Source organism: Posidoniimonas polymericola, assembly GCF_007859935.1.
Taxonomy (GTDB): Bacteria; Planctomycetota; Planctomycetia; order Pirellulales; family Lacipirellulaceae; genus Posidoniimonas; species Posidoniimonas polymericola.
In genome coordinates this window covers 105,327-124,376 of sequence record NZ_SJPO01000001.1, presented here as the reverse complement: position 1 = coordinate 124,376, position 19,050 = coordinate 105,327, and the positions used below count along the sequence as shown (strand labels likewise).

General features: G+C 66.0%; 14 protein-coding genes. 9 read left to right on the top strand and 5 right to left on the bottom strand.

Translation table 11 applies throughout. From position 1 onward, the window contains the following. Positions 1–153: 153 nt before the first annotated feature. Entirely contained in the window at positions 154–810 is a 657-nt protein-coding gene (locus Pla123a_RS00530; RefSeq protein ID WP_146583575.1) for a YcxB family protein, read from the top strand. A 40-nt stretch (positions 811–850) separates the two neighbouring features. Next, entirely contained in the window at positions 851–1,468 is a 618-nt protein-coding gene (locus Pla123a_RS00525; protein ID WP_146583574.1) for a YcxB family protein, read from the top strand. A gap of 115 nt (positions 1,469–1,583) precedes the next feature. Here Pla123a_RS00525 and Pla123a_RS00520 read toward each other — a convergent pair whose 3' ends face one another. After that, entirely contained in the window at positions 1,584–3,998 is a 2,415-nt protein-coding gene (locus Pla123a_RS00520) for a DEAD/DEAH box helicase (RefSeq protein WP_146583573.1), read from the bottom strand. Positions 3,999–4,542: 544 nt separating this feature from the next. On the opposite strand from Pla123a_RS00520, the gene Pla123a_RS00515 reads away from it, so the two are divergent. From Pla123a_RS00515 to Pla123a_RS00485, 7 genes are all read left to right on the top strand, one after another. Then, positions 4,543–4,923 carry a hypothetical protein gene (locus Pla123a_RS00515; protein WP_146583572.1) on the top strand — a complete coding sequence of 127 codons (381 nt, stop codon included), beginning with the start codon at positions 4,543–4,545 and terminating at the stop codon, positions 4,921–4,923. A 155-nt stretch (positions 4,924–5,078) separates the two neighbouring features. Continuing rightward, a complete protein-coding gene (locus tag Pla123a_RS00510; protein WP_146583571.1) occupies positions 5,079–6,869 on the top strand; it encodes an outer membrane beta-barrel protein in 1,791 nt (596 codons plus the stop codon). Between the two features lie 496 nt (positions 6,870–7,365). Continuing rightward, complete coding sequence (locus Pla123a_RS00505; protein ID WP_146583570.1) at positions 7,366–7,839, top strand: TadE/TadG family type IV pilus assembly protein; 474 nt, start codon at positions 7,366–7,368, stop codon at positions 7,837–7,839. A gap of 35 nt (positions 7,840–7,874) precedes the next feature. Continuing rightward, positions 7,875–8,348 (top strand): TadE/TadG family type IV pilus assembly protein, encoded by a 474-nt coding sequence (locus Pla123a_RS00500; RefSeq protein ID WP_146583569.1) that lies wholly within the window; start codon positions 7,875–7,877, stop codon positions 8,346–8,348. A gap of 55 nt (positions 8,349–8,403) precedes the next feature. Then, the gene (locus Pla123a_RS00495; RefSeq protein WP_146583568.1) at positions 8,404–10,161 is read left to right on the top strand and encodes a vWA domain-containing protein; all 1,758 of its coding nucleotides are present in this window, start codon (positions 8,404–8,406) and stop codon (positions 10,159–10,161) included. Between the two features lie 597 nt (positions 10,162–10,758). Then, the gene (locus Pla123a_RS00490; protein WP_146583567.1) at positions 10,759–11,493 is read left to right on the top strand and encodes a hypothetical protein; all 735 of its coding nucleotides are present in this window, start codon (positions 10,759–10,761) and stop codon (positions 11,491–11,493) included. 92 nt (positions 11,494–11,585) lie between these two features. Then, complete coding sequence (locus Pla123a_RS00485) at positions 11,586–12,209, top strand: DUF3299 domain-containing protein (protein ID WP_146583566.1); 624 nt, start codon at positions 11,586–11,588, stop codon at positions 12,207–12,209. An 847-nt stretch (positions 12,210–13,056) separates the two neighbouring features. Here Pla123a_RS00485 and Pla123a_RS00480 read toward each other — a convergent pair. The 4 genes from Pla123a_RS00480 to ptsP all read right to left on the bottom strand — a co-directional run bounded on the left by Pla123a_RS00480 (position 13,057) and on the right by ptsP (position 18,993). Beyond that, positions 13,057–14,508 carry a glycoside hydrolase family 130 protein gene (locus Pla123a_RS00480; RefSeq protein ID WP_146583565.1) on the bottom strand — a complete coding sequence of 484 codons (1,452 nt, stop codon included), beginning with the start codon at positions 14,506–14,508 and terminating at the stop codon, positions 13,057–13,059. Then, positions 14,498–16,822, bottom strand: a complete 2,325-nt coding sequence (locus tag Pla123a_RS00475; protein ID WP_146583564.1) for a glycosyltransferase family 4 protein — start codon at positions 16,820–16,822, stop codon at positions 14,498–14,500. Before Pla123a_RS00475 ends, Pla123a_RS00480 begins: the two co-directional genes overlap by 11 nt. 53 nt (positions 16,823–16,875) lie before the next feature. Continuing rightward, positions 16,876–17,115, bottom strand: a complete 240-nt coding sequence (locus Pla123a_RS00470) for a hypothetical protein (RefSeq protein WP_146583563.1) — start codon at positions 17,113–17,115, stop codon at positions 16,876–16,878. Between the two features lie 105 nt (positions 17,116–17,220). Then, the gene (ptsP, locus tag Pla123a_RS00465) at positions 17,221–18,993 is read right to left on the bottom strand and encodes a phosphoenolpyruvate--protein phosphotransferase (protein ID WP_146583562.1); all 1,773 of its coding nucleotides are present in this window, start codon (positions 18,991–18,993) and stop codon (positions 17,221–17,223) included. Positions 18,994–19,050: the final 57 nt, after the last annotated feature.

The window sequence follows — 19,050 nt, the reverse complement described above, 5'->3', positions numbered from 1 at the left end:
ACTGGTCCGTTGAAAACAGGGACAGGCACGGCGGATCGGACGCCGACCGAGAGGCCCAGCACCCACTCCGCTTCGAGCCAGTCCCCGTTTTCAACTCGCGCACTACGGCGGCTGTGCTAGAATCGGCGGCGATAGCACCCCCCGGGAATTGCGATGAGCGAGCCCAACCCCTACGCGTCGCCGGCCGAGCGGACGCCCGGCCCGGCGGTTGAGCTCGAGCCGCCGCAGGAGATCCGCTACCTGCTGGTCGAGGATGACCTTATCGCGGCGATGCAGCAGACGGCGTCGCGTGTTCCGGAGATCGCTGCGCTGCACCACAAGCGGCGTTTGCTGTACCTCGTGATCGGCGGCGTGGCCTGCCTGCTGGCATTGTGGCTGGCCCGGCTCAACAACAACAACTTCAGCTCGATGATCGCAGCGCCGACCGGGGTTGGCTTCTTTTTCTTGTATCGCGCCGCCACGTACCAGCAATTTGCCCGCCGGCAAACCCGCGCCCGCACCAGGGCGTACATCAAGAGCGGCGTGATCTCAATGCAGGACGAGTACCAGCGGTGCGTAGTTTCGGCCGAGGGCGTCGTGACCGAGGAGCCGATGATCCGCTCGCAGATCGGCTGGCCCAAGGTGGTGCGGGTCGTGCAGACCGCCGATCACCTGCTGCTGTACGTGCAGCCGAGCACGCCGATCGTGATCCCGGGCAAGGCGTTTACCAGCGAGGAGCACTTCGACGGCTACTGCCGGCTGGCGAAGCGGTTGTGGGAAGAGCACCACGAGGACGAGACTACCCCAGTAGCACTGCCCGCCGCCAGCTGATCCGACCTGCAATACCACCGGCTCACCCCGTGAACGTTAAATGAGCGATCCCAACCCTTACGCTACACCGTCAGAGCAGACGTTGACCGATGCCGGCGCCGAGCTCAGTCCGCCGCAGACGGTGAGTGTGCACACGCTCGAAGAGGACCACCTCGCGGCGGCTGCATACAACGCCCGCAACAGCCCCGAAATGAACGCCGTGCACCGTAGGCCGCGGATCATGTTCACGATTGTCGGCGTCCTGGCGTTGGCGATGGGTCTGCTGATGCTGGCAGAAACAGCGGTCGCATTCGTCTACATTCTCCTTGGGTTGGGCTTTTTGCTCGGTGCGCTGATGTTCCCGCGGGTCGCCGCCCGGATGATCAAAGCGAATGTCCGCACGCTCATCAAGCAGGACGTGATCACGCTGGATGACGACCCCTCGCTGATCACGCTCGACACCTGGGGAGTCGCTCTGGACACGACGCTGGTCAAGACGCGGATCTCGTGGCAGAAGATCAAACGTGTCCGGTGGAACGACGACTACCTGTTCCTGTTCTATCAGTCTCATATGCCGATCGCGCTGCCCCTGCGGGCGTTTGCCAGCGAACAACGCTTCCACGCTTTTTGCCGGCTTGCCCAAAGTTTGTGGGAGGGGCACCACAAGGCAGCGAATTAAGATTGGGTGCCGGGGGCGCTCCCGCTAGGGAAGCCCCCGATGTTTAGCAAACCGCCGGCAGTACATCTCGGGGGCTTCCGCTGTGGCGGAGCGCCCCCGGCACCCGTTCAGCAGGCTAACTTGCTGCTTCGGCCTCTAAAGGCGCACATAACTGCAGCGGCGCGCCGGTCAGCAGCTCGAGCAGCAGGATGGTCGCCCGTTTGTTGGGCATCGGCGCCGAGCGGCTCAGGTCGGGGTCGCTGTGCAGCGCGGGGCGGAACTCGGGCATGCCGACGCAGCTCGGGCAGCCCTCCTCGCAGGGGCAGCCGCCGACCATGTCGAGGCAGAGCTCTAGCAGCGGGCGGATGTTGCGGAAGCCGCGCTCGGAGTAGCCCAAGCCGCCCGGGTAGCGGTCGTAGAGGATGGCGGTCGAGCGGCCGAGGTTCTTGCTGTCGACCACGCCGCCCAGGTCGCGGCTGTCGCACATCGCGACCATCGGCAGCGCCACGACCGCCAGGTTCCGCAGGCCGGCGACCCCTTCGGACGCGCGGAGGCCGGCCGCCTTGAGCTTGGCGCGGGTGGCGTCGTTCGGCGAGACAAAGAACGCGGTGGTCTCGAGGTTCTGCGCGGCGATGTCGACCGGCCCGAGGCCGATGTTTTCCCGCGTGTCGAAACGGATCTTCTTGAACGCCACCGTCTGCCAAGAAACGTCGACCTCCGCGTAGCCGACCTCGGCCGCGGCCAGCTCTGCCGACTCCTCGCGGCGGTTGGTGATCCGCACGTTGCTCTCGAGCACCGCCTGGGTGTAGTAGTCGGTCTCGCGGCGTTCGACGTACGCCACCTTGCCGTTGAGGTCAAGCTCGCGAACGAGGTAGGTCTCGCCGTTGTGCAGGTAGATCGCCTCGGGGTAGACCAATTCGGGCGCGCTGATCGAGTCGACGTTGGCGATCACGGTGTGGCCCTGCTCGTCGACCGGCGGAGCGCCGGTAGTCAGCGCGTCGCGATGCCGCGTCTGCTTGTGCCGCAGCACGATGCTGAAGGTGTTATCGCTCATGTGCCGCAGGCTGACGCCGACCGACGGGTTCTGGCCGCCGGGCGAGTAGTACTGCCCGTCGAGCTCGGTGAGCTGCCGCTCGTCGCTGAGCACCTCGGCGATCGGCTGGGCGAGCGGGCCGAACAGGGCCAGGTCCTCGGGGGTGAGCGGCAGCTCGAACGCGGCGCTCTTGAGGTGCTTGGCGAGCACGTAGGGGTTGTCGGGGTCGACCACCGCCTGCTCGGGGCTCTGGGCGAAGAAGTAGTCGGGGTTGCGGAGCAGGTACTGGTCGACCGGGTCGTTGCCGGCGATCAAGACGGCGAGCGACTCGTCCTGCCGCCGGCCGCTGCGGCCCGCCTGCTGCCAGCAGTTGGCGATGGCTCCGGGGTAGCCCGCCAGGATCGCGACGTCGAGCGAGCCGATGTCGATGCCGAGCTCCAGCGCGTTGGTCGCCGCGACGCCGCGGAGCTCGCCGCTGAACAGGTCCTGCTCGATCTGGCGGCGTTCGATCGGCAGGTAGCCGCCGCGGTACGCGCGGACTTTGTTCGCCAGGGGCGAGTGCTGGTCGGCGAGCTGCTGCTTGGTGTAGCGGTAGATCAGCTCGGTCGCCTGCCGCGTGCGGGCGAAGGAGAGCGCCTGGCCGCCCGCCTGAAGCGACTCGACCATCCAGTTCACCGCGTCGTCGGCCGTTGAGCGGCGGGCGAGCGCGTCCTTGCCGAGCGGCGTGGGGTTCCACATCACAAAGTGCTTGCGGCCGCGCGGCGCGCCGTCGTTGTCGACCACCTGCACGTCGCGGCCGATGAGCCGCGAGGTGAGCTCGCCCGGGTTGGCGATCGTGGCGCTGGCGGCCAGGAACGTGGGCCGCGCGCCGTAGTGGTCGCAGATCCGCATCAGCCGCCGCAGCACGGCCGACACGTGCGCTCCCAGGATGCCGCGGTACGAGTGGACCTCGTCGATGACGATGTACTTGAGGTCGGCGAAGAAGTTGGCCCACTTCGGGTGGTACGGCAGGATCGACGCGTGCAGCATGTCGGGGTTGGAGAGCACGAGCGACGCCTCGTCGCGGATGCGGCGCCGCTGCGAGGTCGGCGTGTCGCCGTCGTAAACGCCCGGCTTGATGCGGGCGCCGACCTCGGGCTCGACCGCCAGCAGCTCGAGCAGGTTCTTGAGCTGGTCCTGCGCGAGCGCCTTGGTCGGGAACAGGTACAGCGCCCGCGCGTCGGGGTCGGCGAGGACGGACTCCAAGATCGGCAAGTTGTAGCACAGCGTCTTGCCGCTGGCGGTGCCGGTCACCACGACCAGGTCCTGACCTGTGCGGGCTGCCTCGAGCGATTCGACCTGGTGCGAGTAGAGCTGATCGACCCCGCAGCCGGTGAGCAGCTGCTGCAGCAGCTCCGGCAGCCGCCGGGCCGGCGTGGCGAACTGTCCGGTTCGCTCGGCGAGCACCTCGACGTGCTCAATCTGGCCGGCGTAGTCGGGGCGGGCCTGCATCCGGCGCAAGAGGGCGGCGACATCCATGGCGTCAGAATCCTGGCGGTGAGGTGTGGACAGGCGTTCACGTTACCCGATCGACCCGTGATTGGGCAAGACGAGCACCGGCTTGCGGCCAGGAGGTCCGAATTGTGGCCGCCGGCGGGACCCGGACGATCGGTTGTAGCGATCCCGCTGACGGCGCCGACCAGGACGCGGCGGGCGGTCCGTTCTGCCCGCTGCGAGCGGGGAAAAGTTTGTCTAAGCCCCCCACGCACATTAGCATTGGGTATGAACGCCGGCGCTCAGCCGCCGGTCGTTAGGGATGCGTGATTCTAGTGCAATGAAAGCGAGCGATATGATGGTCCGTTGGTCACTCCCAGTTTGCCTGCTGGCCTCGATGGGCGCGTCGGACGCTGCTGTTGCACAGAGCCCGGCCCCGCTGTCCGGCCAGACCCAGAATCTGATGAACCAGATCAAGGTCTCATCCGTCGGCAATCAGTACTCCGGGGATACGATCAATCGGACTACGCTGGCAAATTCGCAATCGCGTGTGTTCAACCCGGCAACTGGGGGGACTATCGCTGGACCAATGTCCGGACCTGTGCTGAGCACGCGCAGTGCCGCCACCTTCAATTCGTTCGGCGGTGGTGGTTCCAATTCAAAGCCGTTCTCCTCGGCCTCGCGCGGCCCCGTGGTGAGCCCATACCTCAACCTGTTCCGAGAGGACCTGTCAGACGGGGGTGCCGCCGACAACTACAACACGCTGGTGCGGCCCCAGCTGCAGCAGCAGCAGATTAACCAGTCGCTGCAGCTCGAAACGCAGGCCATCGACCGCCGGGTCCGCTCGATCTCCGCCAAGCCGGCCTTCAATCCGCAGGGCTCGCCGAATCAGTCGCCCACCGGGCACCCCACGGGTTTTATGTACTACTCGCACTTCTACCCGGCGTTCGCCCAGCAGCGGGGCCGCTAGGCCTTCGAATGCTGTCAACGCTTCCGCCGCGCCCGCTCTTGCAGGCCCGCCGCTCGCTTAGCCTTGCTGGCGCCGCGACGTTCTCTCTTGCCGCGTCTGGCCCTGCTTGCTAGAAGCCGCCCTGAACCAATTCGCTCTTGGCGGCGCCGCTGTGCATGCGGCGCGATGCAATGGGCCGTAGGCTCCGCAATCTGACATTCCGCTGCGGCATTGCCACCGCCGTTGCGCTGTGCGCTTGCGGCGTGCTGGCGGCGGATCCGGCCCTGGCATGGTCGCCTAGCCGCTGGCAGGGCGACGCGGCTCCGGCCGCCGCCGAGCCGGCCGCGCCGGCGGTACAGCTCACTCCCCCCGCCCGAGTCGCCGCGCACCCGCCGGTGCTGGGGCCGGGCGAGTACTACATCGACCACAACAGGGCCGGCCAGCCGGGCGACTCGCCCTACGTGCTGCGGGACGCGGCCGGGCAGGTTGCCCGGTATGTCGAACCGACAACCGCGCTCGACCTGCGGGGCCTCGTCGGGGCCGTGGCGCGGGTGCGGCACGACACCGGCCAGACGCTGCTCGCGACGCAGCTCGACATCTCCCCCAAACCGCTCGCCGGTCGATCCGCCACGGTCGCGCCGGCCCAGTACCAGTCGGCCGACCCCTCGGCGCCGATCATGCTCGAGGAAATCCCAATCGGCCAGCCCGCCCCCGGCGGCCTGGGTCAACCAGAGCTGGTCGCGCCCAGCGCGTCCCTGCCCCCGGGCGCGGTTGGGCACGACATGCGGCTCGACGCCCCACCGTTGGACGCCCCAACGGTCGACGGCCCGTTCTACTGCGGCGACGCCTGTGCGCCCTATGGCTATTCGAGCAGCCCGAGCTTCCTTGCGGGGAGCTTGTCTGAGCTGCTGCAGCTTGGCGCCTTCCTGCCATTTGGCATGCTTCAGCAGCCCATCCACGGCAACCCCATCGATTTCGGCGGCTGGACCCAGCTCGGCTACCACACCGACCAGACGCCGTTGTCGGTGACGCGCGGCGACCTCGGAGCGTTCAACGACGTCCCTGGCGGCATCCGGCTGCAGCAGCAGTGGTTCTGGATCGGCCGCGATGCCGACGGTTCCTGCGGGCCGGACTTGGGCTTCCGCTTCGACCTGATGTACGGCACCGACGCACAGAAGACCCAGGCGTTCGGCAACCCCGGCGCCGGCACGCCCGGCTTCGGGTCGTGGGACGCCTCGCTCGACCACGGCTACTACGGCTGGGCGATGCCGCAGCTCTACGGGGAGCTCGCCGACGGCGATTGGTCGCTCATCTTCGGCCACTTCTTCACGCCGGTCGGCTACGAGGTCGTGACCGCGCCAGACAACTTCTTCTACAGCCACTCGCTGACGATGTTCAACAGCGAGCCGTTCACCCACACCGGCGCGCTGGCGACCTACCGGCCCACCCACCACCCGAACGACCTCGAGGTCCACGCCGGGTACACCCTCGGCTGGGACACCGGTTTCGAGCAGACCAACGACGGCAGCACCTTTGTTGGCGGACTGTCGGTCCGGCCGCTCCAAAGCGTGACGCTCGCCTACCTGGCCACCGCGGGCAACCTCGGCGCCCGCAGCGGCGGCGGGAGCGGCTACACCCACAGCATTGTCGCCGACGTGGCGGTCACGCCGCGGCTGACCTACGTGCTGCAGTCCGACTACGTCGACTACGACGACCTCACCGGAACGGGCCTGGGGGACGACCAGATCGGCGTCAACCAGTACCTGCTGTACGGCATCAGCCGCTGCTGGGGAGTCGGCGCCCGGGCGGAGTGGTGGAAGACCGACGGGACCTCGTTCTACGAGACCACTGTCGGGCTCAACTACCGTCCGCTCGACGGGCTGGTGATGCGGCCGGAGCTCCGCTTCGACCGCGCCCCGAACCGCGACGAGACGAGCCTCGCCATCGACGCCATCCTGGTGTATTGATCAGGCCGGACACGCTTCGGAGGGGCCCGAGCTACCGGCGTAGCCCCCGGCTTCACGCATTTTTCACCCGCCAAGTGCGAATTGGGACCTAGGCTTTAAAGGTGAGCCCGTCGCCTAACGGGGTCCCCTCAGCTTCTTGCCTAGAAGCGCCCTCAGCCGCCCGGCACTGCCATTGAATGCCGGGCGGCTTCTTTATGCGCCGTTCGCGATGCAATCAACGCTCAGCAGGAGCACCACGGCAGAGGCCGCTTGGACCGATTGGTTGGGCTGCGACAGATTGGGAGCCCGGCGGCGGGCCCGGCCCGGGGGTTCCCGCACAGTTTCTACAACTTTTTGCACCCCCTGGGTGCACCTACCCGCCCTACTGGCTGTTTCGCAACCTATGGTTTGGGTAGACGGCCAGTTGGTTCGTTCCTCTTCTCTCTGCTCTCATCAAACCTGCCTGCTCGATAGGTTGCTCCGCTGCCGCGGGGACACCGCCTAGAGCATCGTTGCCATGCATCAACGCCGCCCCCCCCAGGCCGCCCGCCGCGGAACCACGATCGTCGAGACGGCGTTCGTGCTGCCGGTCTTCCTGTTCTTCATCTTCGCGCTGATCGAGTTTGGCCACGCGCAGATGATCAACAACGTGCTCCGCAGCGCCTGCCGCGAGGGCGCCCGGCTCGGTTCGACCCAGGGCCGCTCATCCGCGGATGTCGAAAACCAGGTGCGGCAGATCATCGGCAGCGCGATGGACCCCAACGACGCGCAGGTGTTCGTCAAGGACGGTTCTTCGTTCGACGCCGGCGGCGCCGTGCCGGCCGAGCAGTCGGGCTTCGAGTCGCTGCCGGACGTCAACCTGGGCGACGCCGAGCCGCGGCAGCTGTTCTTGGTCCGCGCCAAGATTGAATACAACGACGTCGCCCTGGTCCCCATGCCGTTTATGAACGGCGTGGTGCTGCAGGGCCAGGCGTTCATGCGACACGAGTAAACCACCCCGCCCCACCTACCCCCAGGGACGCCGCCATGAGTAACCGAACTAAATCCAAGAGCCGCCGCGGTGTGGTGGCGGTCGAATTCGCCGTGGTCGCGCCGGTGCTGCTGTCGATCACCTTCGCGATGATCGAACTCAACCGCAGCTACGAGTCGCAGAACCTGCTAGCGACCGCCGCCCGCGAGGGCGCCCGGTTCGCCTCGATGGACCGCGACGGCATGCTCGGCCAGGGCGAGGACGCCAACGCCAAGCTGGTCTCGGACGTGAAGACCTTCCTCGAGTCCAACGGCCTGCCGCGTGACAGCATCACGGTCGAGGTCAAGGACGCCGAGTACCCCGAGACCGATTTCGACATCGAGGACCCCGCCAACGACCTGCGGCTGTTCGAGGTGCGGGTTTCGATCGACTACTCGGAGGTGAGCCACATGGCGGTCGACCCGGCCAACGACTACGCGATGTCCGCCTCGGTGTTCTTCCGCAACGGCCGCGCCACGATCTCCGACTAGCCCGCCCTACAGCCGCCCTATTCCTACACGCCCTTCCCAACCGGAGCACTACCCCATGGCCCGAACTGCTAGCCAACGCCCGCCCCAACGACGCGGCGTGATTGTCGTCCTGACCGGCTTCCTGCTGTGCGTGGTGTTCGCGTTTGTGTCGATGTCGATCGACTCGGGCCGCATCGTGCTGACCCAGACGCAGATGCAGAACGCGGTGGACGCCGCCGCGCTGGCGGCCTCGCAGGAGATCACCGCCGCCATCCACGACGCCGGCCAGGGGCAGGGCTCGGCCACGATCGACGCCAACAGCATCGCGGTCGCCGCGGCCCGCCAGATGGCGGCCGAGGTCGCGGAGTTGAACGGCGTGTTCGTCGACCCCGACCTCGACGTGTTCTTCGGCAAGCGGGGCTACAACGAGGCCTCCGACTCCTGGCCGATCCAGTGGGGCGAGTCGCCGTTCAACGTGGTCAAGGTGGTAGCCCGCCGCGACGGCAGCGACCAGGAGGCGCCCGACGGCAAATTCCCGCTCGCCTTTGGCTGGGCCGTCGGCAAGGACAGCGTCGAGCTGCAGACTACCGCCACCGCTTTCGTCGAGGCCCGCGACCTCGTGCTCGTGCTCGACTTCTCCGGCTCGATGAGCGACGACACCGAGCTCCGCTCGATCGGCTCGTTCTCGCAGGCCGACATCGAAGCCGGCCTGGACCAGATGTGGGACGAGCTCCAGGCGGCCGACCCCACGTGGCCCGGCACTTCCAAGAGCAAGTTCCCGTCCACCGGCTTCGGCGACATCGACTCCTACGCCGGCACGTACATCAGCAGCAACAACACCAACACCATCCGCTCCCAGCTCGGCCTCGACGACAAAGACGCCAGCGGCGACTACCTCCACAAGTACCCGCAGGCCGGTCGGTACTCGTCGGGGCTCCCCAAGAGCGAACCGAGCAACAACACCAGCAAGAACGACTGGAACGACTACATCAGCTACGTGAAGAACCTCAACGGGCCGTACAAGAAGAAGTACGGGTACCGCACGCTGATGGACTTCCTCCAGCAGAACAACCAGATGAAGTGGACCGTGTCGGAGGACCTGTGGCGGACGTCGCACTACCCGTTCACGGCGGTGAAGAACGGCGCCTCGCTGTTCCTAGGCTTCCTGGACGACCTCGACTTCGGTGACGAGATCGGCGTCGTGAGCTACGGCTCGTACGCGGTGTGGGAGGACTCGCACTACGACGGCGAGGTCTCGATCGACCTGAGCGACGACCCGATCTCATCCGACTACGCCGCGGTCGACGCCATCCAGCGCCGCCACCAGGCCGGCCACTACGACGTCTACACCGCCATCGGCGACGGCGTGCTCAAGGGCCGCGAGCTGCTGGTCGGAGCCGACGGCGACTCAAGCGACGAGGGGCACGGCCGCTACGGGGCCCGCCCGACCATGATCCTGATGACCGACGGCCAGGCCAACCGGTCGAAGTCGGGCTGGAGCCTGCCGGGCGACTTCAACTGGTCCGACTACACCGACTACGACGGCGACGGCTCGGCCGACTACACCACCAACGACCAGCACAAGAAGTACGCCTTCTACGAGGCGGTCGAGGCGATCAACCGCGGCATCACCATCCACACGATGGCCGTCGGCGCCGGGGCCGACCGCGACCTGATGCGGGCGATCGCCTTTGCCGGCGGCGGCGTGTTTATCAGCGTGCCGGGCGGCAGCACCATCGCCGACATGGAGTCGCAGATGCTCGAGGCGTTCGGGCAGATCGCCGCCAAGGTCCCGCCCGCCCAGCTGGTGTTCGATCTGACCGCCACCGAGTAGACGACGCGGAGCGTTGTTCCCACACTCCCGTCCCCGCCGCCCGCTTGTGAGCTACCGTTTAAGTAGACGGCCTGCCGGCCGTACCCTTTTCACCTTTGTTCGTTGGCTCTTCTAAGAGGCCCTGTCATCCCATCGGCTCTACGTGCTCCAGGCGCCCACCTAGCGGCGGCCGGCAGAGCGACCTCTCCGCTGGCTGCCTGCTGATCCGGCGCCGCCGGGCTTCCTCCCGGGCGCGTGCTATCGGCGTTCGCTCGCCTGCCCCGGGAACCCACCTGGGGCTGGGAGCGGCGCGCCGCCAATCCTATCCGCCACACCGCGACGCCGAGCGGCGTCGCCAAGTGTCCACCCGTTGCTCGTTCCTTTGCGAGCACCCCTTCGGCCGCCGGACTGACCCCCCGGCGGCCACTTTTTTGCGCGGTGCGGGGGCGCTGGTTGGCAGGGGCTGGGCGCGAGCGACTGCGAAGCCCTGGAAAATGGCGGGGCCGAGGGCGGCTATCGCCTAGCGCCTTCCAACCAGCGCCAGGCTATAATGGAGGGCCCAGGCCCCACGCAGGGGATCCCCTGCCCTCACCCCAACCTCCGATTCCCGCTGACGCTATGAGCACGCTCACCCTCGAGCCCGAAACCTCGACCGAGCCGTACGAAGACGCCGCCAGCTACCGTGCGCTGCACGCCGGGTCGATCGTCGGGGCGTTGCTCGGAATCGTATCAGTTGTGTTCTACCCACTCGGCGTATCTAGCCTTGATTACGCCCAGTACATGCTTCCGCTCGCAGGTGTTCCGCTGATCGGCCTTGGAGTCTCGTGGATAGCATTTCGTTCGATAAGAGCGAATAGCGATGTCTACACTGGCGAAAAGCTTGCCAAGATGGGGCTTGCGTTTTCTCTTGTCGCTTTGATCACTGGAACAGCCTACGGCGGCTACTTCTTTGCTACTGAAGTCCCCGAGGGATACTCACCGATCTCGTTCGAGGAGATGAAGCCGTCCGAGGACGACGAGCTGGCCGGCCGCCCGATCCCCACAGAGATCGGCGAGCACATCAAGTCGGGCGACCCGATCTTCATCAAGGGCTACATGCGGCCCGACTCCGCCAAGTTCCAGAAGGGCAACAAGGAGTTCCTGCTGGTCCGCGACAACAACCAGTGCTGCTTCGGCGACGCCAGCAAGGTGATGTACTTCGACCAGATCATGGTGAACCTAACCGGCGACCACACGGCCGACCAGAACCTCGGCCTGTACCGCGTCGGCGGCCGCTTGTCGGTGCGGCTGGGCAACCTCTCCCAGGGGGAACCTGAGCTGGTGTATTCGCTCGAAGGCGACTACATAAAGTAAGCGGCTGGGCGGCCACGCCCCCGCGCGTCGCGTTGCTAGCGGCGCCGCCTCGCCCCCCCAGGCGACCGACCCCAAGGAAAGGGCCGTCCCCCGTGCCACGCCTGCTAGCAACCCTCTGCGGACTGACCGGCGCCCTGCTGCTGTCGGGCTGCGAGCCGGGCGCCGACGGCTCGCTGCCCCCGCTTAAGACGACCGCCGACAGCCTCAGCGATCCAGCCGCTGCCCCTCAGGCCAGCGACCCACCGGCCGAGACCGACGCGGCTGCCGACTCCGCAGGACGCGCGCAGAGCGAGTCAGCGGAGCCGCGGCCGTCGGACCCCGCGCCCGTGGCGAGGGACCCCGACCGGCTGATCGACCAGACCTTCGACGACCTGGCCTTCGACATCGAGCCCGACGCGGCGTTCTTCCGCAGCATGCTGACCCCCTCGATCGAGGCGCTCCACGGCCAGCGGATCCGCATCCGCGGCTACATCCTGCCGACCGCCCAGAAGCGCGGCATCAAGCAGTTCGTGCTCGTCCGCGACAACCAGGAGTGCTGCTTCGGCCCCGGCGCCGCGCTGTACGACTGCATCCTGGTGAGCATGGAGCCGGGCGAGTCGACCGAGTTCTCGATCCGCCCGGTGTCGGTCGAGGGCCGGCTGGCGGTCGAGGAGTTCCCGGGCCCCGACGGCCGGCCGCTGGCGATCTACCAGATGACCGGCGAAACGGTCGAGTAGCCGGCGGAGCCGTCACGCTGTGCTGCGCAATGCCGTCCCTCCCGTCGGAGGCCGGGGCGTTCGCCTGCTGGCCGCCGATTGCCGAGGACGTCGCCCAGCACGACCTGCCCAAGGCCCAGCAGATCCTCGCTGCCCTCCGGGGGGTCTTGGCCGGCGCACTGTTCCTGCTGAGGCTGGCGGTGGCAGGCCCTAGGTGCTCTCCGTTGGCCACCAGCCGCAGGAGTTTACGGCCTTATAGGATCACCCGTACTCCAGCGTTGTGCGTCTCGCAGGAACGTAGGCGTTCGCGCCGCACCGGAGTTCCAGCGAGACGGCGACACAAAGCCGCTGCGATAGACTTGTGGAATGGCAGCCAGCGGGGCGTCACGGCTCTTCACGTCCAGCCTCGCAACGGCTTTGCGCAGACGGCCGAGCGCCCTGTTCGCTATGAACCTCGCATGAGAAAACGGAATCCTCGCAAGGCAGCTATGATGACCAAGCCTCGAAAGGAACTCAAACGGTTGATGCGCAAGGGGCTTATGGCGATCTAAGTGCCATTCGTCTTTTACGCCTCCCGCAGTCGCATCAGAGCGTTCGAGCCCGCGATTGGTCCAACTTCGGGTACTTTTGGCCAATAACCGCGAGGCGCCCAACAAGCGGGGAAGCGGGAGCCGTCAAATCTCCGGCGGTGGGATCCAGAATCATGTCCGTGCCAGCGACGTTGCTTGTGCGTCAACTTGCAATCGGCGGTAGCATTGGAGAGAAGAAGTTGCCTGCTGTTCGAATGCAATTTTGGCTTTGATGAAGCACAGGTGGTAGCCAACGGGGTAGGTCTTCCAACAGGCTTGCCCGGCCGCATCGCCCCGCTCTACTCAAGGTCCATTGCGGACAGCAGCTCATCGAGGTTAACTGTCGCGAAGCTCGAGGCGTAGTCCGACATCGCGTACGGCAGGATGAGTTCGTTGTTGTGCACGGCCGCGCCGCAGCTGTACACGACATTCGGGACATACCCTTCACGCTCGTTCTCGTCGGGCGTGAGCAGCGGCTCGGTCAATCTTCGGATCACGCGGGTGGGGTCATCCAGGTCAAGCAGCATGGCGCCGATGCAGTACCGCCGCATTGGCCCGACCCCATGGGTCAGCACCAGCCAGCCCTCGTCGAGCTCGATCGGAGAGCCACAGTTACCGATCTGCACAAACTCCCAGGGGTTCGTCGGCTTGGCGAGCGGTCGCTTGTCGTGCCAGAAGCAGAGGTTGTCTGAGTCCATCACATACAGGTTCTCGCCATCCTGCCGGGAGAGCATGACATACCGGCCGTTGATGGTCCTGGGGAAGAGGGCCAGCCCCTTGTTGGCGACCGCCGGGCCGTTAAGCGTGTGCATCCGGAACCGCAGGAAGTCTTTGGTCTCGAGCAGCTGCGGCAGCACAATCTTGCCGTCGTAGGCGCTGTAGGTGGCGTAGTACCGCACGCTGCCATCTTCACGCTGGAACTCGACGAACCTGGCGTCTTCGATGCCATTAGTCTCTGTGGGGCCGTAGGGAAAGATGAGCCGCTCAGACAGATCTTGCTCTGCCGTGTAGGCGATCTCGTAGTTCGATCTCGCCAGCGTCCGGACCCCGTCTCGCGTGGGTCCGAACTCCTGCTCGCGAGCACGGTTCTCCTGGATGGCGGCGGTGAGCGACGCCTCTAGCTCTTCCAGCGTGAACCCCACGCCTAGTCTTCCCAGGGTTATCCTGGTGAACCTGTTGGACAGGCCCATCTCTGCGAGCTTCCGCGTGAACAACGCCTTGTCGTACTCGGCGTCGGGCGCAACCCTAGGCGCGGTGGCGAAGCGGGTCGGCTCGTCCACGACGATCTTGTTGGCGGCGTCGACGGTCCCTGATCGGAACGTGATCGACGACAAGTGGCCTTCGCCAATCGCACGGAGGCTGAGCAGGAACCGCTTCGACCCGTTCGGCACGTTCGACTGATCCGGGTGCCACACCATCGACGGATTAAACAGGGCGGCAGACTCCAGGGCGTACTCCTGCGTGAAGTACGCGCCGATAAGCAGCTTCCGGTTCTCGCTGAGTGACGCGTCCGTGAGCACGTGCTCACGGACGTCCTGGAACCGATCTCCAAAGAACTCGCCGGGGCGTTGATGGCGCCCATGGAAGTCTTGCAGCACTTGGCCGATGAGGTCATCGACCACCGCGTCCGGCAGCGCCGACACCCTGGCGACAATCTTCAACCGCCGCTCCGCCGCGGACGGGATGAACGGACGGAGGACAACCCGCCTGCTGTCGGGCTTGAGGATGATCCCGGTGCGTTTAGCTAGCATGCACGAGCCTCGAATCCATTAGGGCGCCGGAGAGGCCGCCAGGCGGTCCGTCGGCGATGGGGCTGCCGATTGCCAGAGAGTTTGCCAACTGCTCGAGCTCGGCCAGCGAAAGCAAGAACGCCAGCGTCGACTCGGCGCCCTGATTCTCGTTGACGGAATTCTCCTGTAGCCCGTCGTGACAGCCGCCGGTGCTCGGGTTGTAGAGGGGCAGCCCGTGGTCGTTGCGTCCGAGGAACCAGTCAAACGCCAGGTGGGCTTGCTCCATCCAGAACGGGTCGTCATCGGCGGAATGGGCCTCGATAGCGGCCGAGACCATGGCGTGCGCCTCGATGGGCTGCTGGTCGAACTCCGCGACCGGCTGCCCTTGTCGGCAGAACCCGTTACAGCCGATGGGGCGGAAACGCCCCTCTGGCGAAAGCTGCTTGGCCGCTAGCCAGCGGAGTGACCGGAGGCCGATATCGAGCGCCTCTTGGTTGCCGGCCCAGCGGCCGCTGAGGATCAGCGCGTGCGGCAGTTTGGCGTTGGCGTAGGACGCCACGTCCTCGAACCAGGGCCATTCGTCGGTGGCCGTCCGGCGGTAGAGGTCCACCAGCTTGGTGGTCAGCGTGTCCCGCATCTGATCCACCAGGCGGTCGCCGCTGAACCGGCGCAAGTACTCGTGGATGCCGATCAGCGCCAACGCCCAGGTCCGCGGCGAGGTTGTCTCGGCGCAGGCGGGCAGCGCCTGGTGGAAGAGCTGGACCGCCCACGACTGCAGGCTCTGGCTGCGGGACCTCCCCACGCAGGCCCCCAAAGCCCAGACCGAGCGCCCCTGCGAGTCGTCGGAACCATCGCGCTCCAGCCAGCGTCGATCAAAGCTCATGAAGTTCTTGAACCGCCCGGTCTCGCGACTGAACGCGTAGTTCAGGAACGCCGCCGCGCTCGACGCGACCTGCTGCACCTCGGGGGAGTTCCTCCCAAGATCCTCCAGCAACACCATCAGCAGCAGCGCGCGGGCGTTGTCGTCGGTGCAGTACCCCTCCTCAAAGTTCGGGAGCGAGAAAGTCGCGTGCTGGAAGATGCCCGTTGAGTCGGTCATCCGCAGCACGTGCTCAAGGTTCATTCTCGGCAGGGCGAGCGGCTGCTCCTCAAGCGTACGGATGGCGAGCGGCTTGGCCGACTGACGCCGGCTCAGACGCGCCTGCTCAAACGACGCCAAGTACTGCCCGGCCACGTGGCTCCAGACCATCTCACGCCCCAGCAGGTAGGCTCGTTTCCGCATCGCGTGCCGCCGCTTCTCGTCGCCTAGCAGCGCGAGGATTTCTCGACCGATCGCATCGGGGTCGTCGAAGGGCACCAGCACTCCCCGGCCGTCTGCGAGCAGCTCTTCCGCGTGCCAGTAGGGCGTTGAGATCACCGCCTGCCCGCACCCAAAGGAATAGGCGAGCGTGCCAGACACTGCCTGCGCGGCGTTCAGGTAGGGCGTGATGTACAGGTCCGACGCGCCGATGAAGTCCGTCAGCTCGGCCAGGTCGACAAACCGGTTGTAGAACACGACATTCTTCTGCACGCCCAACTCCTTGGCCATGCGTTCAAGGCCGATCCTGTACTTCTCTCCTTCGGCGCGCAGCAGGCTCGGGTGCGTCGCCCCAAGCACCAGGTACACGAAGTTCGGCTCCACCCGGATCACGGCGGGGAGCGCCTTCAGCACGTTCTCGATCCCCTTGTTGGGGGAGAGCAGCCCGAAGGTCAGCCCGACGTGCCTGCCTTCGACGCCGAACTGATCCTTAAAGAAGTTGGGGTCCGCGAACGGCCGGTCCGGGATGCCGTGGGCAATCAGATCAATCTTGGATTCGCTGACCTTGTACACGGTGATCAGGGTGGACCGGCTTCGTTCGGTCATCACCACCAACCGGGTCGAGAGGTCCAGCAGCTGCCCCATGACCCGACGCTGCGTATCGTTGGGCTCGGGGAGCACGGTGTGCAGGGTCGTCACTACCGGCAACCGCAAGCTGCGCATGAAGGTGATGATGTGCGCTCCGCCCGGTCCGCCATAAATGCCGAACTCATGCTGGAGCGACACCACGTCCACGTTGCTGTGGTTCAGGTAGTCGGCCGCGCGGCTGTAGCACTCGCGGTCCTGCTCTGCGATCTGAAACCTTACCTCCGGGGGGTAATCGTAGCCGCCCTCGATGTCGTCCACGGGAACGACCGGGCACTCCGCCCCCAGTTCGGTCACCGCTTTCCGCAGGTCGTGGGTAAAGGTGGCGATGCCACACTTGCGAGGGAAGTAGTCGCCGACGAAAGCGATCTTCCGGACTTCTGGATTAGCCAATTTGAGGCTCCTGATACTGCTGCTGCTATTTCCGCCACCGAGACGCCCGCGTCTCAGTTCGACTCTGCCGTGGGCGATGAAGGTGACGGCGTGCTCGGCGCGTCCCCATCGTCCTGATTGACGGCCGCCTTTGCTTCCAGCGCCTGCTGGGTGCGGTGCTTCTTGTCCACCTGCACGCCGACGCACTGCGGGTGGATGCCGGCCCGTGAGTAGGACGAATGCCCGCACACGGGACACACACTAGGTTTTGGCTTTACACTTATGTCTAGCGGCAGCGGTTTCTTCTCGCTCATGGCTTGCGCTGCGGTCCCAGGCGGGGGTCAGCGTCGATCCTGTTGTGAAAGGTCTGCCCTGGTGAAAGATTCCGAGTCGTCTCGAGTCGCTAAGCGCCTTTTGCGTCAGTGGTCTGCGACGACGACCGCGGGAGAACCAGCGGCGCCGTCCGGCGACTCCGTGGCTCCCGAACGCCACCGGGCTACCAGCGCCCGCACGTCGGAGGTGTTGCCGCAGGCGATCGCCTGTTCCGCGATCGCCTGTGCGGACTTCGAGTCGATCGCGCGAATCGCTTGCCGCACCACCCCAGCCTGCGATGGGCTGAGGCTAAGCTCGCGTATCCCGAGGCCGACAAGCAGGCATGCAAAATCGGGGTTCCCCGCTTCCTCGCCACAGACGCTCACCGGGCACTGCAGCCTGACGCCCGCCGCGACGATTTGACGGATTGCCTGGAGTACCGCGGGGTGCATCGCCGAGCAGTCCTCGCTCTTGTCCGCCAGGCCCCGTTCGGTGGCGAGCATGTACTGGGTCAGATCGTTCGTGCCAATCGCCACGAAGTCCGCCAGGTCGAGGATCTGATCCAGTGCGTAGAGTGATGCGGGCGTTTCGATCATCGCCCCGATCGGTGGCGTCCGGGGCAGCCCACACTCCACGGCGATGCGTTCGATGACCGCCACCGCGCGGGCGAAGCCGTCCAACCCGACCACCATCGGCAGCAAGATGCGTAGGTCCGCCGTCCGCGTGACTTTCAGGATCGCGCGGATCTGGGACTCGAACAGGCGCCCTTCCGCGAGCGAGAACCGCAGCCCCCGCACGAACAGGTTTGCGTCCTGCTCACTCCCCTCGGTGAACAGGAACGGCGGCTGCTTGTCTCCGCCTAGGTCGAACGTCCGGACCACCATTGGCAGGCCGCCGAGGCACGACGCCATGCCGCCGTAGACTTCGGCCTGGGTGTCGGTCGATGGTCGCTCAGCGGCTTCCAAGAACAGGAACTCGGTGCGGAACAACCCAACGCCGCTCAGCTTGCTCTTCAGCACGGACGCGATTTCCTCCGGGCGGCCTACGTTCCCGACAAGCGTGATCTCGACCCCGTCGGTTGTGACGCTCGGCTCGCCGGCGTCGTCCCACAGGTTGGCGACCTCTAATTCTCGGCGGCGCTGCCGTTCGGCGAAGTCGACCCCCTGCGCCTTCGACGGCGACTCCGTCACCACCCCTTCGTCACCGTCGAGAAGCAGACTCATCCCCGGGTGGATCAGCGACGTCGCGTGCAGCACCCGCGACACGGCGGGAATGCCCAGCGAGCGGGCGATGATGGCCGTGTGGCTGTAGTGACCGCCCCGTTCCGTGACAATACCGACCACCCCACAGTTGGCTAGCTCGATTGCCTCCGAGGGCAAAAGCTCTCGGGCCACGACGATCGAGCCCAATGGGAGCGGCCCCTTGTTCCAGGCGAGCGAGCCCGCCAAGTAGCGAGACATTCGCCTCCCGACGTCGCGTATATCCTGCTCGCGCTGCCTGAGGTACTCGCTGTCAAGCCGAGTGAGCCGTTCCACCCAATCACCGACGACCGACGCGAGCGCCTGTTCGACGTTAACGAGTTCGCTCTCGATGTGTTGCTTTACCAGCGAAGCGATCTCCGCGGTCATCGCCGCGTGGGCGGCAAGGATTGCTAGCGAAGCGCTCCGGGGCGATCCGGCGGTGACCGATGTCGCGACGAGCGACAGATCGTGACTGGATTTGGCGAGCGCTTCGTCCAGCCGTTCCCATTCCGACTTGACCTCCGTGGTCGAGACATCGCGTTGCGAAACCGTCAGGTGCCGACCAACATCGAAGTCGTAAACGATGGCGGTTCCTCTCGCCAAGCCTGGTGAGATCGGGATTCCTTTCAGCACGGTCATTGTTGTTCCTTCGCGATTGAACCACCACCGGTGACAGCCGGCCTACCCCACGTACTC